Source organism: Clostridium sp. AF36-4, assembly GCF_003435975.1.
In the GTDB taxonomy this organism is placed as follows: Bacteria; Bacillota; Clostridia; order Lachnospirales; family Lachnospiraceae; genus Eubacterium_F.
Map to the genome: position 1 here is coordinate 24,172 of NZ_QTVH01000016.1, position 16,474 is coordinate 40,645.

Annotated in this window: 19 protein-coding genes; 18 read left to right on the plus strand and 1 reads right to left on the minus strand. The window is 41.7% G+C overall.

Annotated features, from left to right (window positions below):
• Window positions 1-15: 15 nt before the first annotated feature.
• On the plus strand, window positions 16-1,416 hold the full coding sequence (locus DW005_RS09345) for a ParB/RepB/Spo0J family partition protein (RefSeq protein ID WP_242989414.1): 1,401 nt from the start codon (window positions 16-18) through the stop codon (window positions 1,414-1,416).
• Complete coding sequence (locus DW005_RS09350) at window positions 1,413-2,012, plus strand: NUMOD4 domain-containing protein (RefSeq protein WP_117479087.1); 600 nt, start codon at window positions 1,413-1,415, stop codon at window positions 2,010-2,012. Before DW005_RS09345 ends, DW005_RS09350 begins: the two co-directional genes overlap by 4 nt.
• Window positions 2,013-2,069: 57 nt before the next feature.
• Here the strand turns inward: DW005_RS09350 and DW005_RS09355 are convergent, their stop codons facing one another.
• Complete coding sequence (locus DW005_RS09355) at window positions 2,070-2,255, minus strand: hypothetical protein (RefSeq protein ID WP_117479088.1); 186 nt, start codon at window positions 2,253-2,255, stop codon at window positions 2,070-2,072.
• Between the two features lie 114 nt (window positions 2,256-2,369).
• Here DW005_RS09355 and DW005_RS09360 point away from each other — a divergent pair, with 114 nt between their 5' ends.
• From DW005_RS09360 to DW005_RS09435, 16 genes are all read left to right on the plus strand, one after another.
• Window positions 2,370-2,894 carry an HD domain-containing protein gene (locus tag DW005_RS09360; RefSeq protein WP_117479089.1) on the plus strand — a complete coding sequence of 175 codons (525 nt, stop codon included), beginning with the start codon at window positions 2,370-2,372 and terminating at the stop codon, window positions 2,892-2,894.
• A 15-nt stretch (window positions 2,895-2,909) separates the two neighbouring features.
• A complete protein-coding gene (locus DW005_RS09365) occupies window positions 2,910-3,500 on the plus strand; it encodes a hypothetical protein (protein ID WP_117479090.1) in 591 nt (196 codons plus the stop codon).
• A gap of 71 nt (window positions 3,501-3,571) precedes the next feature.
• Window positions 3,572-3,793, plus strand: coding sequence for a hypothetical protein (locus tag DW005_RS09370; protein WP_022377403.1), 222 nt, complete (start codon window positions 3,572-3,574; stop codon window positions 3,791-3,793).
• A 54-nt stretch (window positions 3,794-3,847) separates the two neighbouring features.
• Window positions 3,848-5,206 (plus strand): hypothetical protein, encoded by a 1,359-nt coding sequence (locus DW005_RS09375; RefSeq protein WP_117479091.1) that lies wholly within the window; start codon window positions 3,848-3,850, stop codon window positions 5,204-5,206.
• Between the two features lie 104 nt (window positions 5,207-5,310).
• Complete coding sequence (locus DW005_RS09380; protein ID WP_117479092.1) at window positions 5,311-5,796, plus strand: transposase; 486 nt, start codon at window positions 5,311-5,313, stop codon at window positions 5,794-5,796.
• A complete protein-coding gene (locus tag DW005_RS09385; RefSeq protein WP_117479093.1) occupies window positions 5,789-7,246 on the plus strand; it encodes a terminase family protein in 1,458 nt (485 codons plus the stop codon). Before DW005_RS09380 ends, DW005_RS09385 begins: the two co-directional genes overlap by 8 nt.
• A 10-nt stretch (window positions 7,247-7,256) precedes the next feature.
• Window positions 7,257-9,260, plus strand: a complete 2,004-nt coding sequence (locus DW005_RS09390; protein WP_181975010.1) for a hypothetical protein — start codon at window positions 7,257-7,259, stop codon at window positions 9,258-9,260.
• 10 nt (window positions 9,261-9,270) lie between these two features.
• The gene (locus DW005_RS09395) at window positions 9,271-9,606 is read left to right on the plus strand and encodes a ribosomal-processing cysteine protease Prp (RefSeq protein ID WP_022377600.1); all 336 of its coding nucleotides are present in this window, start codon (window positions 9,271-9,273) and stop codon (window positions 9,604-9,606) included.
• 126 nt (window positions 9,607-9,732) lie between these two features.
• Complete coding sequence (locus DW005_RS09400) at window positions 9,733-10,590, plus strand: hypothetical protein (protein WP_117479095.1); 858 nt, start codon at window positions 9,733-9,735, stop codon at window positions 10,588-10,590.
• 27 nt (window positions 10,591-10,617) lie between these two features.
• Window positions 10,618-11,634, plus strand: a complete 1,017-nt coding sequence (locus tag DW005_RS09405) for a N4-gp56 family major capsid protein (protein ID WP_117479096.1) — start codon at window positions 10,618-10,620, stop codon at window positions 11,632-11,634.
• Window positions 11,635-11,686: 52 nt separating this feature from the next.
• Window positions 11,687-11,926, plus strand: coding sequence for a hypothetical protein (locus DW005_RS09410; RefSeq protein WP_117479097.1), 240 nt, complete (start codon window positions 11,687-11,689; stop codon window positions 11,924-11,926).
• 71 nt (window positions 11,927-11,997) lie between these two features.
• Window positions 11,998-12,366, plus strand: a complete 369-nt coding sequence (locus DW005_RS09415; RefSeq protein WP_022376326.1) for a hypothetical protein — start codon at window positions 11,998-12,000, stop codon at window positions 12,364-12,366.
• A gap of 2 nt (window positions 12,367-12,368) precedes the next feature.
• Complete coding sequence (locus DW005_RS09420) at window positions 12,369-14,246, plus strand: hypothetical protein (RefSeq protein WP_117479099.1); 1,878 nt, start codon at window positions 12,369-12,371, stop codon at window positions 14,244-14,246.
• A complete protein-coding gene (locus DW005_RS09425) occupies window positions 14,246-15,004 on the plus strand; it encodes a hypothetical protein (protein ID WP_117479100.1) in 759 nt (252 codons plus the stop codon). The genes DW005_RS09420 and DW005_RS09425 overlap by 1 nt, the downstream gene beginning before the upstream one ends.
• A 15-nt stretch (window positions 15,005-15,019) precedes the next feature.
• Window positions 15,020-15,298: a hypothetical protein gene (locus tag DW005_RS09430; protein WP_022375925.1), complete on the plus strand. Its 279-nt coding sequence runs from the start codon at window positions 15,020-15,022 to the stop codon at window positions 15,296-15,298.
• Window positions 15,276-16,472 (plus strand): hypothetical protein, encoded by a 1,197-nt coding sequence (locus DW005_RS09435; RefSeq protein ID WP_117479101.1) that lies wholly within the window; start codon window positions 15,276-15,278, stop codon window positions 16,470-16,472. The genes DW005_RS09430 and DW005_RS09435 overlap by 23 nt, the downstream gene beginning before the upstream one ends.
• Window positions 16,473-16,474: the final 2 nt, after the last annotated feature.

Consider the following 16,474-nt stretch of genomic DNA (forward strand, 5'->3'; position numbering starts at 1 on the left):
GGAAAGGATGAGACAATGCAGAACAGGAAAGAAATTGTAATGATAAACGTAGCTAACATTTACCCGCATCCGGATAATCCGAGAAAAGATGTCGGGGATGTAACGGAACTTGCAGAATCAATCAAGAAGCAGGGCGTTATGCAGAATTTGACCGTAATTCCTCTGCCAGCTTTGACAGAAGAACCGGAGGAACAGCCGGACGCTGATACAGAATCTTTATCCAGTGATTTTCATGTAATAATCGGACATAGACGATTGGCAGCAGCCAAACTGGCAGGTATTGAGAAGGTTCCTTGTAAGATTGTTAGCAAGATATCCAAAAAAGAGCAGGTTTCTATCATGCTGGAAGAAAATATGCAGCGTGAAGACCTGACGGTGTGGGAGCAGGCGCAGGGATTTCAGATGATGATCGATTTGGGCGAGACGGAAGATACTATTGCAGATAAAACTGGCTTTAGCAAAACGACAATTAAACACCGATTGAACATTGCCAAACTGGACCAGGACGAGCTGAAAAACAAAGAGCAGGATAAGAATTTTCAACTGTCCCTGAAAGACCTCTATGAACTGGAACGTATTAAGGATGTGGAAGAACGGAATAAGATTCTCCGTGAAGCAACAGACAATCGTAATTTAGTTGCCAAAGTTCAGTCGTACATACGGGAAAAAGAGAGACAGAAGAAAATTGATGCCATAGTTAAAATGCTGAAAGAATTGGGCGTGGTTGAAGCTCCGAAACAGTATGCAAGGGAACAATACGGAAATAAATGGGAGAAGGTAAAGAGTTTCCGAATGAATGACGAGGTGCCGGAGAGTATCCGGTTAAAAAATAAGAAGGATGAAAAACTTTATTATTACGATGTCGGCTATGAAGTTAGGATTGTTAGGAAGAAAAAGGCAGTGAAGAAAAAACTGACACCGGCAGAACAGAAGGAAAAAGAGAAAAAAGAAAATAGGAAATACATGAAAGATGTTCTGAAAAAGTTAGATGAACGCCGCAGGCTCTTTGTGATGGATATTGTTGAGGGAAGAATTGCTCCGATAAAGGATGAGGAAAAGGTGAAGGATGCATTGTGGAGTGCGCTTGTGTTGAATCAGTCGTGTCTTTATCCGTCACGGCTTAGCTACTTCTTTGCCAGGAAACCGCTTTATGAATGCACAGAGGAGGAAAGAAAGAAAGTATCCGAAAAAGCGGCTAAATTGAGCATACTCCATCAGATGTTAGTGCTTCTCAACGCAGCGATGGATGGAACTGAGTTGATTAAATATGACGGAACCTATAAAAAAGAAAACGGTCAAGCTCTAATGGATGGCTATAAGGTACTTCGGTTGTATGGCTGGTCGTTTGAGGATGAGGAGGAAGAAAAGGTGGTTGACGGAAGTCACGAGTTTTATGAGGAGGAAAGCGGCACATGAAAGAATCATGGAAGGACATTCCCGGTTATGATGGAAAGTATCAAGCGGATACAGAGGGAAATATTCGGCGTGTGTATCCATCAGGAAAAACACGCTTGCTAAGACCATATCACAAGCATATGAGTGGAAGCCAAAGGATGATTGTTAAATTAACCAGGGATGGAAAGAGCAGAGAAGAAATTGTGATGCAGTTGATTGCGAAAACATTTCTAGGAGTTCCGCCGCCGGGACATGTGGCATACCACAAAAACGGATGTCAATATGAAAACCATATACAGAATATTTCATACATAAGCAAACGTGAACTGGGAAAACGCACGGGGGCAAAGAGCCGCCGACAACCAGTTGCAAAAATAGATTGTAATGGTGAAGTGGTAGAAGTGTACTTGTCAGCGCGGGAAGCGGCAAGAAAGAATTACATGAGTTATCAAACGATTATAGACCGCTGTAATCGAAAATGTAAGAGTACATTTGCTCCAGATGGCTATGCGTATGCATGGGATGATAAAGAAATAAGCATGCGATATGCATTGCGAAAAATTGAGATTGAGGATGGCTATATGCCAAAGGCACCTGATGTGGAACCGGAGTGGTAAAGTAAAAGGTTACACGATAACGAATTTTGTTCGTTACCGTGTAACCTAATAAAGAAATTACGGAAGATTAATAACTAAAGTTAAAACCCATTGAATTTGGATATCAACAAATGGATTTGTAGTAGCTAATGCGTATAAAAAATATGTAATGCATTCAATTGTTGGATTTTTTACATATTTTCGTATATGCAAAAAATAAAAATCTTCCGATTTTGTAAGCCAAGTTTTTATTGCTTGTTTCATGGCTTCACACCTCCTCATGTTAAAATTCATTTTTAATATGTCTGTTAGAGTAATTGCGCAAAAAAAACATGGGTTATTAACTTACTTCTGGAAGATTTAAGAAAGGATGGTAAAATGCAGAATGAATTTGTAAAATTATACAAAAAGTACATCAAAAGAAGAGGGGCAGATAAACTTTTAAGTTATCTTGTCAACAATGGATTCTTAGAAGCCCCGGCAAGTACAAAGTATCACGGAAGTTACGAAGGTGGTTTGGTGGAACACTCGGTAAATGTCATGAATCGCCTGATGAGAAGAGAGATACTACGAGATTATACGAAAGAAACACTTGCTATTGCCGGATTGCTTCATGATGTATGTAAACTAGACAACTACATAAAGCAGGAAACAGATGGAAAAGAAACATATGAGTATAACAAAAATGCTTTCCCAGCAGGGCATGGCGAAAAATCTATTTTCCTCATTCAGCGTTTTATGAATTTGACCGATGAAGAAATCCTTGCCATCCGGTGGCATATGGGAGCATTCGACGATGCCGTCAGAGGTGGAAGCCGGGATATAAACGCGGCATACGAACGGTCAAAATTGGCTGTATATTTGCATCTTGCCGACATGGCGGCAACCTATATCGATGAATAAAGGAGGTTATGAATTATGTTTATCAAAACGAGTATATTTAAGAAACTTTTAAAGGAAGCCTATAAAAATGACAATTTGAGTGTCGGACACAGTGAAAAAGCAAAAGTGTATTACATTGTTGGGGGCTATTGGTTTGTGGCCGTTCAAGAACAATTTTTCCCCAATGCTGAAAAAGCGGCTCTTGTTGAACTTATTGGAGATTTGCCACGGGATGAATATGTTCGAATACATAAAAATGAATCACGGCAGCAGTTGGTACCAGACGAGATGAAGATTCTTTTAGCCGAAAAAGAACCGGACGAATATCTGGAAGAAACGAATCTTCTTATTGAGGAACCGAAGTTTGGGGTAATTAGCAGACTTCTAACAAATGGCTCTGAATTGACACCAATCAATGAAGGATTGTACAACATGATAGATGAAAGTGCGAAAACATCAGATGACATGGAGGTTGAAGGACCATATAGGATAGAGGAGTCTGGAAAAATACTATTATGGCGAAACAATACATCGTTAATCGGATTATTTCCAAGAGGCTGGGATAAGGACGAAGATTTGATGGAACAGAAAACAATATTGGAAAGAACATTTCAAGGTAAATGGTAAAAGAAGTCTCCCTCTTGCTTTTGCAGGAGGGAGATAAAACAGAATAAGGGCAGCAGGACAGGAGTGAGTGAATGGCAGGATACTATGGTCCGGGAATATACCGGACAGAGTGCGCGTACTATATCCGGGAAAGTGAAAAGATGATAACGTGTGAGGGATTAGAAGAACATACTATATGCGGCACACGATTCCGGACGGAGCAGGATAAATTCGATTTTCAAGAAAAGCATTGCTATAAAAATTGTGAAAGGTGCAAGCATGGTAAGATGCTGGATGAAAGTTATGGGAACTAGGGGAGAAATCAGAAGGAATGATTGATATGCTTAAAAGAAAAAGGAGTTGAGAAGATGAGAACGATAAGTTTTGAAGTAACTGGTCAGCATATTGAATGCACAGAAGCAATTTCGGATTTAGTTGGAAATACGAGAGAGTATGTGCAGGCAAAGTTTTCCCTGCCAACAGAATGGGATGGATTGATTCAAATAGCGGTATTTACGGCAAATGGAAAAAATTATCCGGTTCTGATTGAAGATGGCAAATGTGAAGTGCCATACAAAGTGATGATGCAGGAATATTTTACTGTTGGATGCTATGCGGGAGCTAAGACAGACAGGATAACAACAGATATTTGCGTGGTTCGTGTTGAGGAATCCGTAAGGTACCAAGGCGGTTCGGATTATCTTTCGATTTATCAGAAAATGCAGGATACATTGAAAGAGATGGTGGCTAAGGTGAATGAATACGAGGCAGCAGTTGAAAACTACAAAGAAATTGTAAATGACACCATGCATGAGCATTGTTTGCATGAAACACATTCCGGTGACGGGGCACATGGATTGCGTATACATGATGGACTGTTCCAGTATTATGACGGACAAGGCTGGGTAGATACAAAAGTGGGGGCTTTTGAAGGACAAAGCAGTACATGGAAAAATCAAGTGGTATTGCAGTTTGCCGGCACCATGCGCGTGGAAAAAGTTTTAGAAAGCAGCTATTTCAAAATTCAAGAAAAAGGAGATACCCGTTCAAGCTCATTAGCACCATTTATTGATAGCAGTTATCCGTATCAAGGAGTACAATATGCCATATATGCAACGACAAATCAGAAAGTTTATGTATGGCATGTGCAGAAAGATGTCAACGAAGATTATGGTGTATCCGTAGAGCGGTTGTATCCGGTGGATAATGCGGAGAATGATGTTATATTAAGAGTTGAATCAGGAAAAGGAATGCCTGTATTGATATGTGAGAGCAATGCGGAAGACGTAGTTGAAGTAGTGCATATGGAATACATAGAGAGCGACTTATCTACTAATCGTCGTATAACGGCATTGGAAGAATTAGAACAGAGGGGAACGTGGACGCCGGTTCTATATGTTACACCTAGTACAGTTGCACCAACCAATACAGTATTAGCTCAATATGGTTCTTATATCCGGCATGGTGATTATGTGTGGATTGAGGGAATGATAATAACATCAAGTAATTATGCTTGTTATAAAATAGGCGGACTGCCATTTGCACCGAATTCAGATAGACCAACCATGTTATGTCCGGTAGCAGTAATAAATGGGGAGAATTTTAAGGTATCTTCGTTAAACAAAATAAGTGAAAGTGGTACAGAAAATGAGCTGTATAATAACGATTATAAAGCTGGAACAACCCCAGCTTCGTGGTACATTAGTGGATTTTACAAAATAAAATAATGGAAGAGAGAGGCATCTGTCAATGGCAGGTGCCTTTTTGTATGGGAACTAGGGGGGAAAGATAGCAAAGATTTTGTTATTCTGACCAAAAGGGGGTATCAGATATGGCAAAAAGTCAATATAGCGTAAAAGTTGAACCCTATTTGGAATTGATTGAGGGATGGACAAGAGACGGTCTTGTAATGTCGCAAATAGCCGAAAAACTGGGGATTAGCAAAACAACATTATACAAATACATGCAAGAACATTCTGAACTTTCTGAACGCCTAAAAAAAGGGAGGGAAGTTTCAGACGCACAAGTAGAGAATGAATTGTTCAAAAAAGCGGTTGGTTTTACTAGGATTGAGAAAAAGCCGTTTAAGGTGAAAAAAGTGGATTATGAAAACGGAAAACGTAAGTGTGAGCGCGAAGAGGTAGTGATGGTAGACCAGGAAGTTTATTATCCGCCGGAACTGGGAGCACAAGTGTTTTGGCTGAAAAACCGTAAACCGGACAAGTGGCGTGAAAAGGTTGAGAATAAGATTGAGACCGAAGAGGATGGTGTAGGTGTAATGATACTTACTCCGGTTAAGGAGGCAGAGGATGAGTAAAATTGTTTGGTCGCCACAGCCACGCCAGAGTGCATTTATGAGTCGTCCGGAGTACGAATGTCTGTATGGCGGGGCAGCAGGAGGTGGAAAGTCAGATGCTATGTTGTGTGAAGCAATGCGACAGATTAAGGTGCCAAACTATAAAGGTATCATCTTTCGTAAGACATATCCTCAACTTCAAGAGTTGATATTGCGTTCCAACGAATTGTATAAAGCGGTGGTGCCGCAGGCAAAATACAATGTCACGGATAAGAAGTGGACATTTCCATCTGGGGCGAAAATCTTTTTTGGTACCATGCAGCACACAAAAGACCGCTTGAATTATCAGGGACTTGCGTATGATTTCATTGGCTTTGATGAATTAACACATTTTACGTGGGAAGAGTACTCCTATATGTTCTCACGTAATCGTCCAAGTGGACCAGGAACACGTGTGTACATGAGAGCAACTGCCAATCCGGGCGGTGTTGGCCATGCATGGGTGAAAGACCGGTTTATTACAGCGGCACCGCCGGAAACGCCAATCACGGAAGAACGGACAATTCTTGATCCGGACGGAAAAAAGATTCAGGTGAAACGAAAGAGAATCTTTATCCCATCATCGGTATTTGATAACAAGAAATTGCTGGAAAACGACCCCTATTATCTGGACAATCTTGCCATGTTGCCGGAGGCAGAGCGTAAGGCGTTGTTATACGGCTCATGGGATAGCTTTTCCGGTCAGGTATTCAAAGAGTGGAGAAATGACCCGGAACACTATAAGGACAGAAAGTGGACTCACGTTATAGAGCCGTTCAGAATACCATCCTATTGGCGTATATGGCGTGGATATGATTATGGGTTCGCCAAACCTTTTAGCGTTGGATGGTATGCGGCAGATGAAAACGGAAAGATTTATCGAATCCGCGAGTATTATGGGTGCACCGGTGAACCCAATGTGGGACTGGAGTTAGACCCAACCCAGCAGGCAAAACACATTAGGGAAATTGAAAATGAGGACCCAAACCTCAAAGGCAGAAAGATAATAGGTATCGCAGACCCGTCCATATGGGATTGCTCACGTGGTGAATCCATTGCAGAAATGATGGAGAAACACCCAAACAACATTCTCTTTAGTCCGGGCGATAATGCAAGACTTGCCGGAAAGATGCAATATCATTACCGGATGGCATTTGACGAAGAGGGAGATACGATGTTTCAAGTGTTTAACACATGCAAGCATTTTATCCGGACCATACCTGCATTAGTGTACAGTGAAAGTGATGTTGAGGATATTGATACAACCCAGGAAGACCATATTTATGACGAGTGTCGTTATGTGCTCATGGATAATCCGATATCACCGCGTAAAAATGTGCTAGAACGTGACCATATTGGTGATGATCCATTGAATCAGAGATGTAAGCAGCAAAGTGAAGATGCCAAGAGATTTGAATTTTATATGATTTAGGAGGACAAGAATGAAATTACAGTTATTTGCCTATCAAAAGAAAAAGCAGGATGTAGAAGAACCAAGAAAAGAGAAACAAGGGCAGCAGGAGGAACCTATTTCAGAAACCCATGAAAGTGTCGAAAAATCGACACCGCAGATGGAATTAGATGGGAGTGCCGGGGAACCAAATACACAAGAGGAGAGAAAACAGTATGAGAAAGAGAAACTCACAAATTTAACCGAGGACGATGTGAGAAAAGCTGTTGAAACGCTAAAGAAATACAAAGAGGGAAAAGACTTGCTTGACCGAAAAATTAGAGCCAATGAAGAATGGTGGAAATTACGACATTGGCGAATTATTGAATCCGAGGAGAAGAAAAAGTCTAAGGGGATGACAGAGCCGGTATCCGCATGGCTACACAACTCGATTAATAACAAGCATGCGGATATGATGGACAACTTCCCGGAACCTACTGTGTTGGCACGTGAATCATCGGATGAACAAACGGCAAGAACACTGACGTCTATATTGCCGGTAGTGCTTGAATATAACCGGTATGAAGAAACATATAACGATTGTGCATGGTACAAGTTGAAGCAGGGAGCAAGTGTAAAGAAGATTGTGTGGGATTCGCGTAAGAATAATGGCGTTGGTGATATTAACATTGCCAAAATAGATATACTGAATTTGTTTTGGGAACCGGGTATTAACAAGATTCAGGAATCTGCAAACCTTTTCCATGTGGAATTGATGGATAACGAAATTTTAAAACAGCGTTATCCGGATATTGATTTGACGGGAAGTGACATCGTACTAACTAAATATATCAACGCGGAAAATGTCGACACTTCGGAGAAATCGTATGTTGTAGATTGGTACTACAAAAAAGACAATGGAACAAAGGATATACTGCATTACTGCAAATTCGTAAATGACAAGATTCTGTATGCATCCGAAAATGACCCGGAGTATGTAGAAAGAGGATATTATGACCATGGGATGTATCCGTATGTGTTTGATGTTATGTTCCCGGAAGAGGGGACACCAGTGGGATTTGGTTACATAGATATCATGAAAGACCCACAGCTTTATATTGACAAATTAGACCAGGTAATATTGGATTCTGCTATCAAGGCAAGCAAAGCCAGATACCTTTCAAAAGACACGGGAGGAATCAATGAGGATGAATTTAACGACTGGACTAAGGAAGTTGTACACTACACCGGAAATCCGGATGATATTCAACCAATGCAATCAGTAGTTCCGCCAACACAGTGTATCAACGTAAAAGAGGAAAAGATAAACGAATTGAAAGAAACATCAGGTAACCGTGACTTCTCGCAGGGAAGTACACAAAGTGGTGTTACTGCTGCTACGGCAATTGCCGCCTTGCAGGAGGCAGGAAGTAAGTTGTCGCGTGATATGATTCGAGGAACCTATCGGGCATATATGGAAGAATGTTACATGGTTATTGAACTGATACGTCAGTTTTATGATGAACCACGTAAATTTCGCATACTGGGCGAAAAAGGAGAACAGCAATTTGCGACCTTTGATAATGGTGGCATGATTCCGCAGGAAGGTGGAGAAGAGATGGGCGTTGAAGTAGGAGAGAGACTGCCTATCTTTGACGTTACTGTATCGGCGGCCAAGAAATCAACTTACTCACGAATGGCGCAGAACGAACTCGCTCTCCAGTTTTATGATAAAGGCTTTTTCGCTCCCGGCAATGCGGATGCATCGTTGGCATGCCTTGATATGATGGAGTTTGAGGGCAAAGAAAAAATTATTATGAAAATACAGGATAATGGAACCATGTACCAGCAGTTGATGGCACTGCAGCAGCAGGTACAGCAATTGATGCAGATGACTGGAATGCAGGGTCAGGAGGTCGTAAATGGTGGTGACCCAAATCCTCCGGGGCAGGATTCTAAACAGACAATGAAAAATGATTCCTTAGGTGGAGCCATGACAAAGAGTGAGCGTTTGGATGGAGCAAAAGAGCAGGCAAGCAGTATGGCGAGTGTATAGGAGTATTAGTATGTTAAGTATACAAATTGAGTGGTCAAAAGAAAAATTTGAATTGAATGTAGTGGGACATGCAGGATACGCGGAACATGGAAAGGATATTGTATGTGCTGCAGTATCCGTAATTGTTGGTATGCTGGCAAACGAAATTGAAAATCATGAAGAAATGTATCCGGGGCAGCAGGTAGAAGTCAAGAGTGGACTTGCTATGATTCACACGGCGTACAGAAGTAAGTTACGAGCGAACATTGTGTTTGGTATGGTTGTAGATGCTTTGCTTGCTCTGGAGGAACAGTATCCGGAGTACATAAAAATTTTAATTTCAAAAACCATGGGAGTTTGGGGGTAAACGAAATTTAAACCGTGATATGGTAGTGATGTGAAAACCACTGGCACTTCGGAAAGACGATGGAAACGACACTTCGGAAAGACGATGATAGCGACACTTCGGAAAGACGATGGAGGAATGAAACCTATGAAAAACAAAATTTATTTGCAGTTGTTTGCAGAGGGCACAGGAGAAGCAGGAGGCGCAGAAGTTGAGACTGGCTTAGAGGGTCAGAACGACCAGCAGACTGTCCAGGTACAGACAGACACCGGTGAGGAAAGTACAGAGGACAGAGGAACCAAGTGGAAGAACATGATTAAAGGGGAGTTCAAAGATGAATATAACCAGAGTGTTCAGAAGGTGATTAACGACAGATTTAAGCAGACCAAGGAAATGGAAGAGCGGTTATCATCATCGCAGAAAGTCCTTGATTTTGTGGCACAGCGCTATGGATTGGACAAGACCGCAGATGCGGATGACATGTTAAGGGCATTGGAAGAGGATGATTCCATGTTCGAAGAGCGTGCCATGGCAAAGGGAATGTCCACGGAACAGTATCGTGAATTCTATCGTTTGGAAAAACAGAATGAAGAATTCAGACGAGCGGCTGAGGAAACGCAGAGAATTCGTCAGGCAGATGAAACGTATAGCAAGTGGATGTCAGAGGCAGACGCATTAAAGGAAATTTATCCGAATTTTAGCTTTGATGAGGAGGTTGAGAATAAAGACTTCCTACAGTTGCTGCAGAATGGCATTGATGTAAGAACGGCGTACGAAGTTGCGCATCACGATGAAATCATGCGAGGAGCTATGCAGATGGCATCAGCTAAAACAGCGGAGCGCGTGACGGATGGTATTCGCGCGAAAGGCTTGCGTCCGGCTGAGAATGGAACAAATACTTCTTCAAAGCCCGTAGAGCAGAAAATTGACATAAGCAAGTTGACAGCAAAAGATATCGATGAGTTATCAAAAAGAGCCGCACGCGGTGAGAAAATTACATTCTGACCGATGTGCAGAATGGAGGTAAGTAAAATGAACAAAGCAAGAAAATTGGAAAAACGAATGTCTTTACAGATGTTTGCAGGGAATTTAAATCCAAATACAACAGGCGACTCGGGAATGACTGCCGAGATGAAAGAGTTTTATGAAAAATCTCTGATTACGATGGCAGAGCCAAAATTGGTGTTTGACCAGTTTGGTGATAAATATCCAATTCCGAAAAACGGTGGTAAGGTAATCGAATTTAGAAAGTATGATTCGTTACCGAAGAACACGAAACCTTTGCAGGAAGGCGTGACACCGGATGGTAGTAAGATGAAGGTGACCACGGTTAAATCCGAGGTACAGCAGTACGGTGATTATATCACTCTTACGGATGTGCTGGAACTCACAGCAATTGATAACAATGTGGTGCAGGCTACAAAGTTAAGTGGTTCGCAGGCTGGACGTACATTAGATACCATTACGCGTGATGTAATTAGCGGTGGCACCAATGTAATGTATGCACCTAAATCGGACGGCACAGAGGTCCTTACAAGAAAGACATTGGATGGAACCTGCAAATTGAATGTAGATATCTTTTTGCAGGCAGCAGCCTATCTTGGAAGTGTAAACGCGGAAACAATAGAGGATGCCTTTGTATGTGTTATTCATCCGAACGCTGCTTATGATGTGAAAACATCAAAGGGATTTGAGGAATGGAATAAGTACACGACACCGGATAAGATGTGGAAGGGTGAAATCGGACGCATTGGAAATATTCGTTTCGTAGAAAATTCAGAAGCCAAAATTCTGAAAGACGAAACCTGTCCGGAAGGTTTGGCGGTTTACTGCACAATGGTAATTGCAGCACACGCCTACGGTGTAACTGAAGTAGAAGGTGGCGGATTACAGCATATTGTCAAACAGCTGGGTTCGGGAGAAGACCCGTTGAATCAGCGTTCAACGGTTGGCTGGAAAGCTATTAAGACGGCAGAGCGTCTGGTGGAACAGTACATGATTCGTATTGAGTCGTGTGGTTTTAAAGCCGGCACAGTAACAGCAAACTAAGAGGATGGGTTCTCTTTTCGAGGGGAACCCATTTGAAAAAGGAGGAAGAATCATGGCAACAGCAAAAAAGGACGATATTACGCGTTTGGTTAAGATTAAATTGTTTAAAGACAAGGATAAATATTCGGAAGACGTTACCGTAGTTGTAAATGGAACTACATTCCGCATTCAGCGCGGAGTGGAAGTTGAGGTGCCATATTATGTGGCTGAGGTATTGCGTAATTCTGAAAAAGCAGACGAGGAGACAGAAACAAAGATTTCTGAGTTAGTAGCCAAAAATGAAAGCAATTAATTCCCCTGATAAGAGGAAAGTTGCGGGGAAGCAGTGACCTTCCCCGCTTTTTTTAGGTTGAGGTGAGAAAGTTGAGAGTGCAGGAAGCAATTGAAAAAGCAGACCGGTTAAGACCAAACCGATTTTCGGACATGGAAAAAATTGAATGGTTATCGATGCTTGATGGACAAGTTTATGATGAGGTAATTAGCAGGTATGAAGAAAATGTGGACGTTGTATTTGATGGATATGATGAAGAACATATGAATGAAGACCTATTAATACCGGATACCTACGCGAAAGTGTACGTTGATTATTTGATGGCTCAAATCGATTTTTATAACCGTGATATGGGAATGTACAATAACCAGATTGCGGTATTCAGTAATGGGTATCAGGATTTTAAGAACTGGTATATTCGGAATCATATGCCAATGCAGCCAAAAAGAACGGGGGTGTAACCTTGACAATAACACCAGCTACAGAAATGGAAACAACAAGGGATATGATATCTGCTTTTGGCGGGTACAACCATACCATGAATTGTGGGGAAAATGAATTTTATATGGAGAAGAACATGACATCCGATTATTACCCGGCACTGGCACCCAGAAGAAAGAGGAAAATGTTGTTTCGTACCGGAGAAATCTATGGAATGTATGCGAAAAACGGAATTTTGCTTGTGGAGGATGGCAACTTATTATATACAGACAAAGAAATGAACGATTGGCAGATTATTGGTCAGCTTGCGAAAAATCCCAAAGTAATGTGTGGTATGGGGGCGTATGTGGCTATTTGGCCGGACAAAAAGATATTTAATACAAATGACAAGACGCTTAAAGATATGGAGGCATCAAAGGCAACGGCAGGAACGGTAACATTTTCCATGTGTACGCTGGATGGGGCAGATATTACCCCTATTACAAAGGCACCGTCTATTGGAACAGTGGCACCTCAATCACCGAAGGCAGACGATTTGTGGCTGGATACATCATCGACACCGCATGTGATTAAAAAGTATACGACTACCTGGACAAAGATAACTACATGCTCTAATGGTGCCATTTACTGGATGGATACGGGGACAACACCAAATGCATTGAAGTTGTGGAGTGAATCTGAAAACCAGTGGACGGCAGTGGCTACAAGCTATACTAAAATATCAAACCCCGGCATAGGAAAGCCGTTTGAAAAATATGACGTAGTGAAGATTGAGGGTGTGACGGGAAGCATTTCTGATACGTTTAATCAGGATATGGCAATCTGGGATAAAAAGGATGATTTCATCATTGTAACGGCTCTGCTTACCAATAATACAACACAAACTGGGGTAATTACATTGAAGCGTAGTGTTCCGGATATGGATTATGTGTGTGAAAGTGATAACCGTATATGGGGGTGTTCTTCGGAGAAACATGAAATTTACTGCTGTAAGCAGGGAGATATGACAAATTGGTATTCTTATCTGGGTACTGCGGCAGATTCATATGCGGCAACGGTCGGCAGTGATGGAGAATTTACCGGATGTACAGCATACGGCGGACAAGTTTTGTTTTTCAAAGAGGATTGCATTCATAAGGTATACGGTTCTTATCCGGCAAATTATCAGATTAATACGCAGCGATGCCGTGGTGTGCAAAAGGGATGTTCGGAAAGTCTGGTACTTGTGAATGAAATATTGTATTACAAATCACGCGAGGATGTGTGTGCGTATGACGGAAGTACTCCGGTATCAATTAGTGCAGCATTAGGTGGAGAACGCTACGAAAAGGTAAGGGCAGGTGCACTGGGGGCAAAATACTATATGCACGGGAAAAATATACGCACGACTCGTTACGAGACACTTGTGTATGATTCGAGCAAAGGAATGTGGCACAAAGAGGATGAGAAATCTTTATGCAGTATGGATAAATTCGTAAACCTGGATGGGTCTTTGCTTTATATGAATGATAGAAAAGTAATGGAGATTACATCAAGGGATTACACGACAGAGGAAGGACTGGAAACAATACTTGAGTGGAGTGCGGAAACCGGCTTGATAGGGATAAGCTATCCCAATAACAAGTATATATCAAAAATATGTTTGAGGTTGTCTTTGCCGTTAGATTCAGAATTAGATGTAGATGTAATGTATGATTCTTGTGGAGTATGGGAGGAGGCTGCACATATGGAGTCTAAATATGAAGAGAGTCGTAGAGACACACCTTCTTTTGTAACGATGCGAAGTTTTGAGGTGCCGATATTCCCGATTCGATGCGACCATATGAGGATACGGTTAAGAGGTAAGGGAGATGCAAGAATTTATAGCATTTCTAAAGTTTTAGAACAGGGGGGATACTAATGGCTACGTTACAGTTTGATCCAATACAACTGGATGGAATTGACGAAAAAAACATTCAGAAATTAAATTCCTGGATCATTCGTTTGATAGAAAATCTAAGTTATGTATTGAACAATATAGAGACCGATAATATGACATCGGAGACAGAAAAGAAATTTAGTCAAGTGCAGGAAACTGTAAAGATGGCAAAGGAAGCAAAAGAGATTGCAGACAATATGGTAAAGAAATTAAATAGCGGAGAGTTAAAGGGGGAGCCGGGGGAAGATGGCGAGAATGGAATTACGCCGACGATAGGTGATAATGGAAATTGGTATTTAGATACTTTGGATACTGGAAAACCATCTCGTGGTGAGAAAGGCGACCAAGGTGAAAAGGGAGAAAAAGGTGATGCCGGAATGAGTTATGAAGAAGGACAGTGGACGCCTAGATTATTTAACACAACAAGTAATGAGATTAGAACGTCAATTGCAGCGGCTATGGGAAATTATTATAGAGTTGGAAATATTGTTTTCGTTGAGGCTATGATACTGACAACCAGCAGTTATGCCTGTCACCATATCAGTGGACTGCCATATGAACCTAATCATAATCGGCCATCTCAGGGTTATCCGATTGGTGTTGTTTCAGGTAGTAGTGGAACAAATGCTCCATTTAATGAAATTAGTGGCAGCAGTTCATATTATGTTAAAAACGGGGCATACGCTTCCGGAAAAACATATGACAGTTGGTATGTATACGGTTGGTATAGAAAGGCTTAATGAGGAGGTATTGAAATGGAAATTAACGAAGAAAAAACGGTAGATATGTTGTCGACAGAGAGTGTGAGCATCTTAACAAGAAAGGTACTAATTGATGGAGAAGTGAAATCTCAGGTTGGAGAGAATCATAGACGAACCTATCTCAATTCCGTATCCGGAAGAGAAGAATTGTTGAAGGAGCAGACAGAAAATGTGGTAAATGCCGTGTTTGCAATATGGGGTTCGGAACCGGTGGTAGAGGAACCCATCATAGAAGAGGAGGATGAGGATTATGGCGAAAAAGAAGAGCAGTAGCAGTAAAATAACAATCACCAAAGCAACAACTGTCAAGACACCGACAATAAAGTCTTATACGCCATCGAAAGCAGTAAACGCCGCAAAGAGTACGTTGCAAAAGACGGAGAAGGCAAGGCCGGCAGCTTATACCAGTAAGTATGGAACACAGATAACCGGATTGGCGGATGCGATTGCAAATCGCAAAGGTTTTTCCTATGACTATACAAAGGATGCTTTGTATCAGAATTATAAGGACCAGTATCAGAGGCAGGCACAGTTAGGGATGCAGAATGCAACGGCGCAGGCGGCCGCGTTGTCCGGAGGATATGGAAACTCTTATGCGGCTACGGCCGGCAACCTTGCGTATCAGGAAAACATGTCAGCCTTGAATAATATAATTCCTAGTTTGTACGAGGCAGCGTACAACCGTTATCAGACGGATTTGGATAATCAGAGATCCGACTTGTCCATGTATCAGGGACTTGACGAAAGTGATTATGCGAAGTATCGGGACAAGGTTGGCGATTGGCAGGATGACAGAAACTATTATGCGAATCGATATGATGCGGCATATAATAACGATTTTAACAACTATACTGCGAATGTATCTAATCAGCAGTGGAAGTATGAACAGCAAAATGGCAACAGCCAGTGGAGACAGCAGCAGAACGCATCCAATTACTGGCAGAATAAGGATTACCAGTTATCAAAAAAAGCTAAGGCCGCTGCTGCATCCGCTAGTAAACGAAGTGCGTCGGGCAAAGGGGCATCTTCAACCGGTGGGATTAAGATTCCAACGGATATTAAGTCGAAGGTTAAGGAATTGGCTAAGAACAATGACACGCAGGGTATCGCAGAATATTTGAACAATATGGAAAAGAGTGGCGTGTTATCTGCTGACCAAAGCAATTATGTGTGGAGTGTTTTGTTGGGATATACAGCAAAGGATTTACCGACATATATAACCTCTGATGGAACTACTACGAGAGGATTAAGCAAATATCCAACCTATGACAGTGCAGTGGCGGCCGGAGCAGATGCGAAGACTACATTATCCTATGTTGATTTTATGCGAAATCTGCCTAGCAGCAGGGAGTTACAGACAGTAGGCTCTTACAATGACTATTTGGAAAAACAGGTGAATAAAAACAAAAAGAAACAGTCCTCAAAGAAAAGCAAAAAGAAAAAGTAAGG

Coding starts and splice junctions, on each gene's coding strand:
- DW005_RS09345 (WP_242989414.1), top strand. CDS start 16: ATGCAGAACAGGAAAGAAATTGTAATGATAAACGTAGCTAACATTTAC.
- DW005_RS09350 (WP_117479087.1), top strand. CDS start 1,413: ATGAAAGAATCATGGAAGGACATTCCCGGTTATGATGGAAAGTATCAA.
- DW005_RS09355 (WP_117479088.1), bottom strand. CDS start 2,255: ATGAAACAAGCAATAAAAACTTGGCTTACAAAATCGGAAGATTTTTAT.
- DW005_RS09360 (WP_117479089.1), top strand. CDS start 2,370: ATGCAGAATGAATTTGTAAAATTATACAAAAAGTACATCAAAAGAAGA.
- DW005_RS09365 (WP_117479090.1), top strand. CDS start 2,910: ATGTTTATCAAAACGAGTATATTTAAGAAACTTTTAAAGGAAGCCTAT.
- DW005_RS09370 (WP_022377403.1), top strand. CDS start 3,572: ATGGCAGGATACTATGGTCCGGGAATATACCGGACAGAGTGCGCGTAC.
- DW005_RS09375 (WP_117479091.1), top strand. CDS start 3,848: ATGAGAACGATAAGTTTTGAAGTAACTGGTCAGCATATTGAATGCACA.
- DW005_RS09380 (WP_117479092.1), top strand. CDS start 5,311: ATGGCAAAAAGTCAATATAGCGTAAAAGTTGAACCCTATTTGGAATTG.
- DW005_RS09385 (WP_117479093.1), top strand. CDS start 5,789: ATGAGTAAAATTGTTTGGTCGCCACAGCCACGCCAGAGTGCATTTATG.
- DW005_RS09390 (WP_181975010.1), top strand. CDS start 7,257: ATGAAATTACAGTTATTTGCCTATCAAAAGAAAAAGCAGGATGTAGAA.
- DW005_RS09395 (WP_022377600.1), top strand. CDS start 9,271: ATGTTAAGTATACAAATTGAGTGGTCAAAAGAAAAATTTGAATTGAAT.
- DW005_RS09400 (WP_117479095.1), top strand. CDS start 9,733: ATGAAAAACAAAATTTATTTGCAGTTGTTTGCAGAGGGCACAGGAGAA.
- DW005_RS09405 (WP_117479096.1), top strand. CDS start 10,618: ATGAACAAAGCAAGAAAATTGGAAAAACGAATGTCTTTACAGATGTTT.
- DW005_RS09410 (WP_117479097.1), top strand. CDS start 11,687: ATGGCAACAGCAAAAAAGGACGATATTACGCGTTTGGTTAAGATTAAA.
- DW005_RS09425 (WP_117479100.1), top strand. CDS start 14,246: ATGGCTACGTTACAGTTTGATCCAATACAACTGGATGGAATTGACGAA.
- DW005_RS09430 (WP_022375925.1), top strand. CDS start 15,020: ATGGAAATTAACGAAGAAAAAACGGTAGATATGTTGTCGACAGAGAGT.
- DW005_RS09435 (WP_117479101.1), top strand. CDS start 15,276: ATGGCGAAAAAGAAGAGCAGTAGCAGTAAAATAACAATCACCAAAGCA.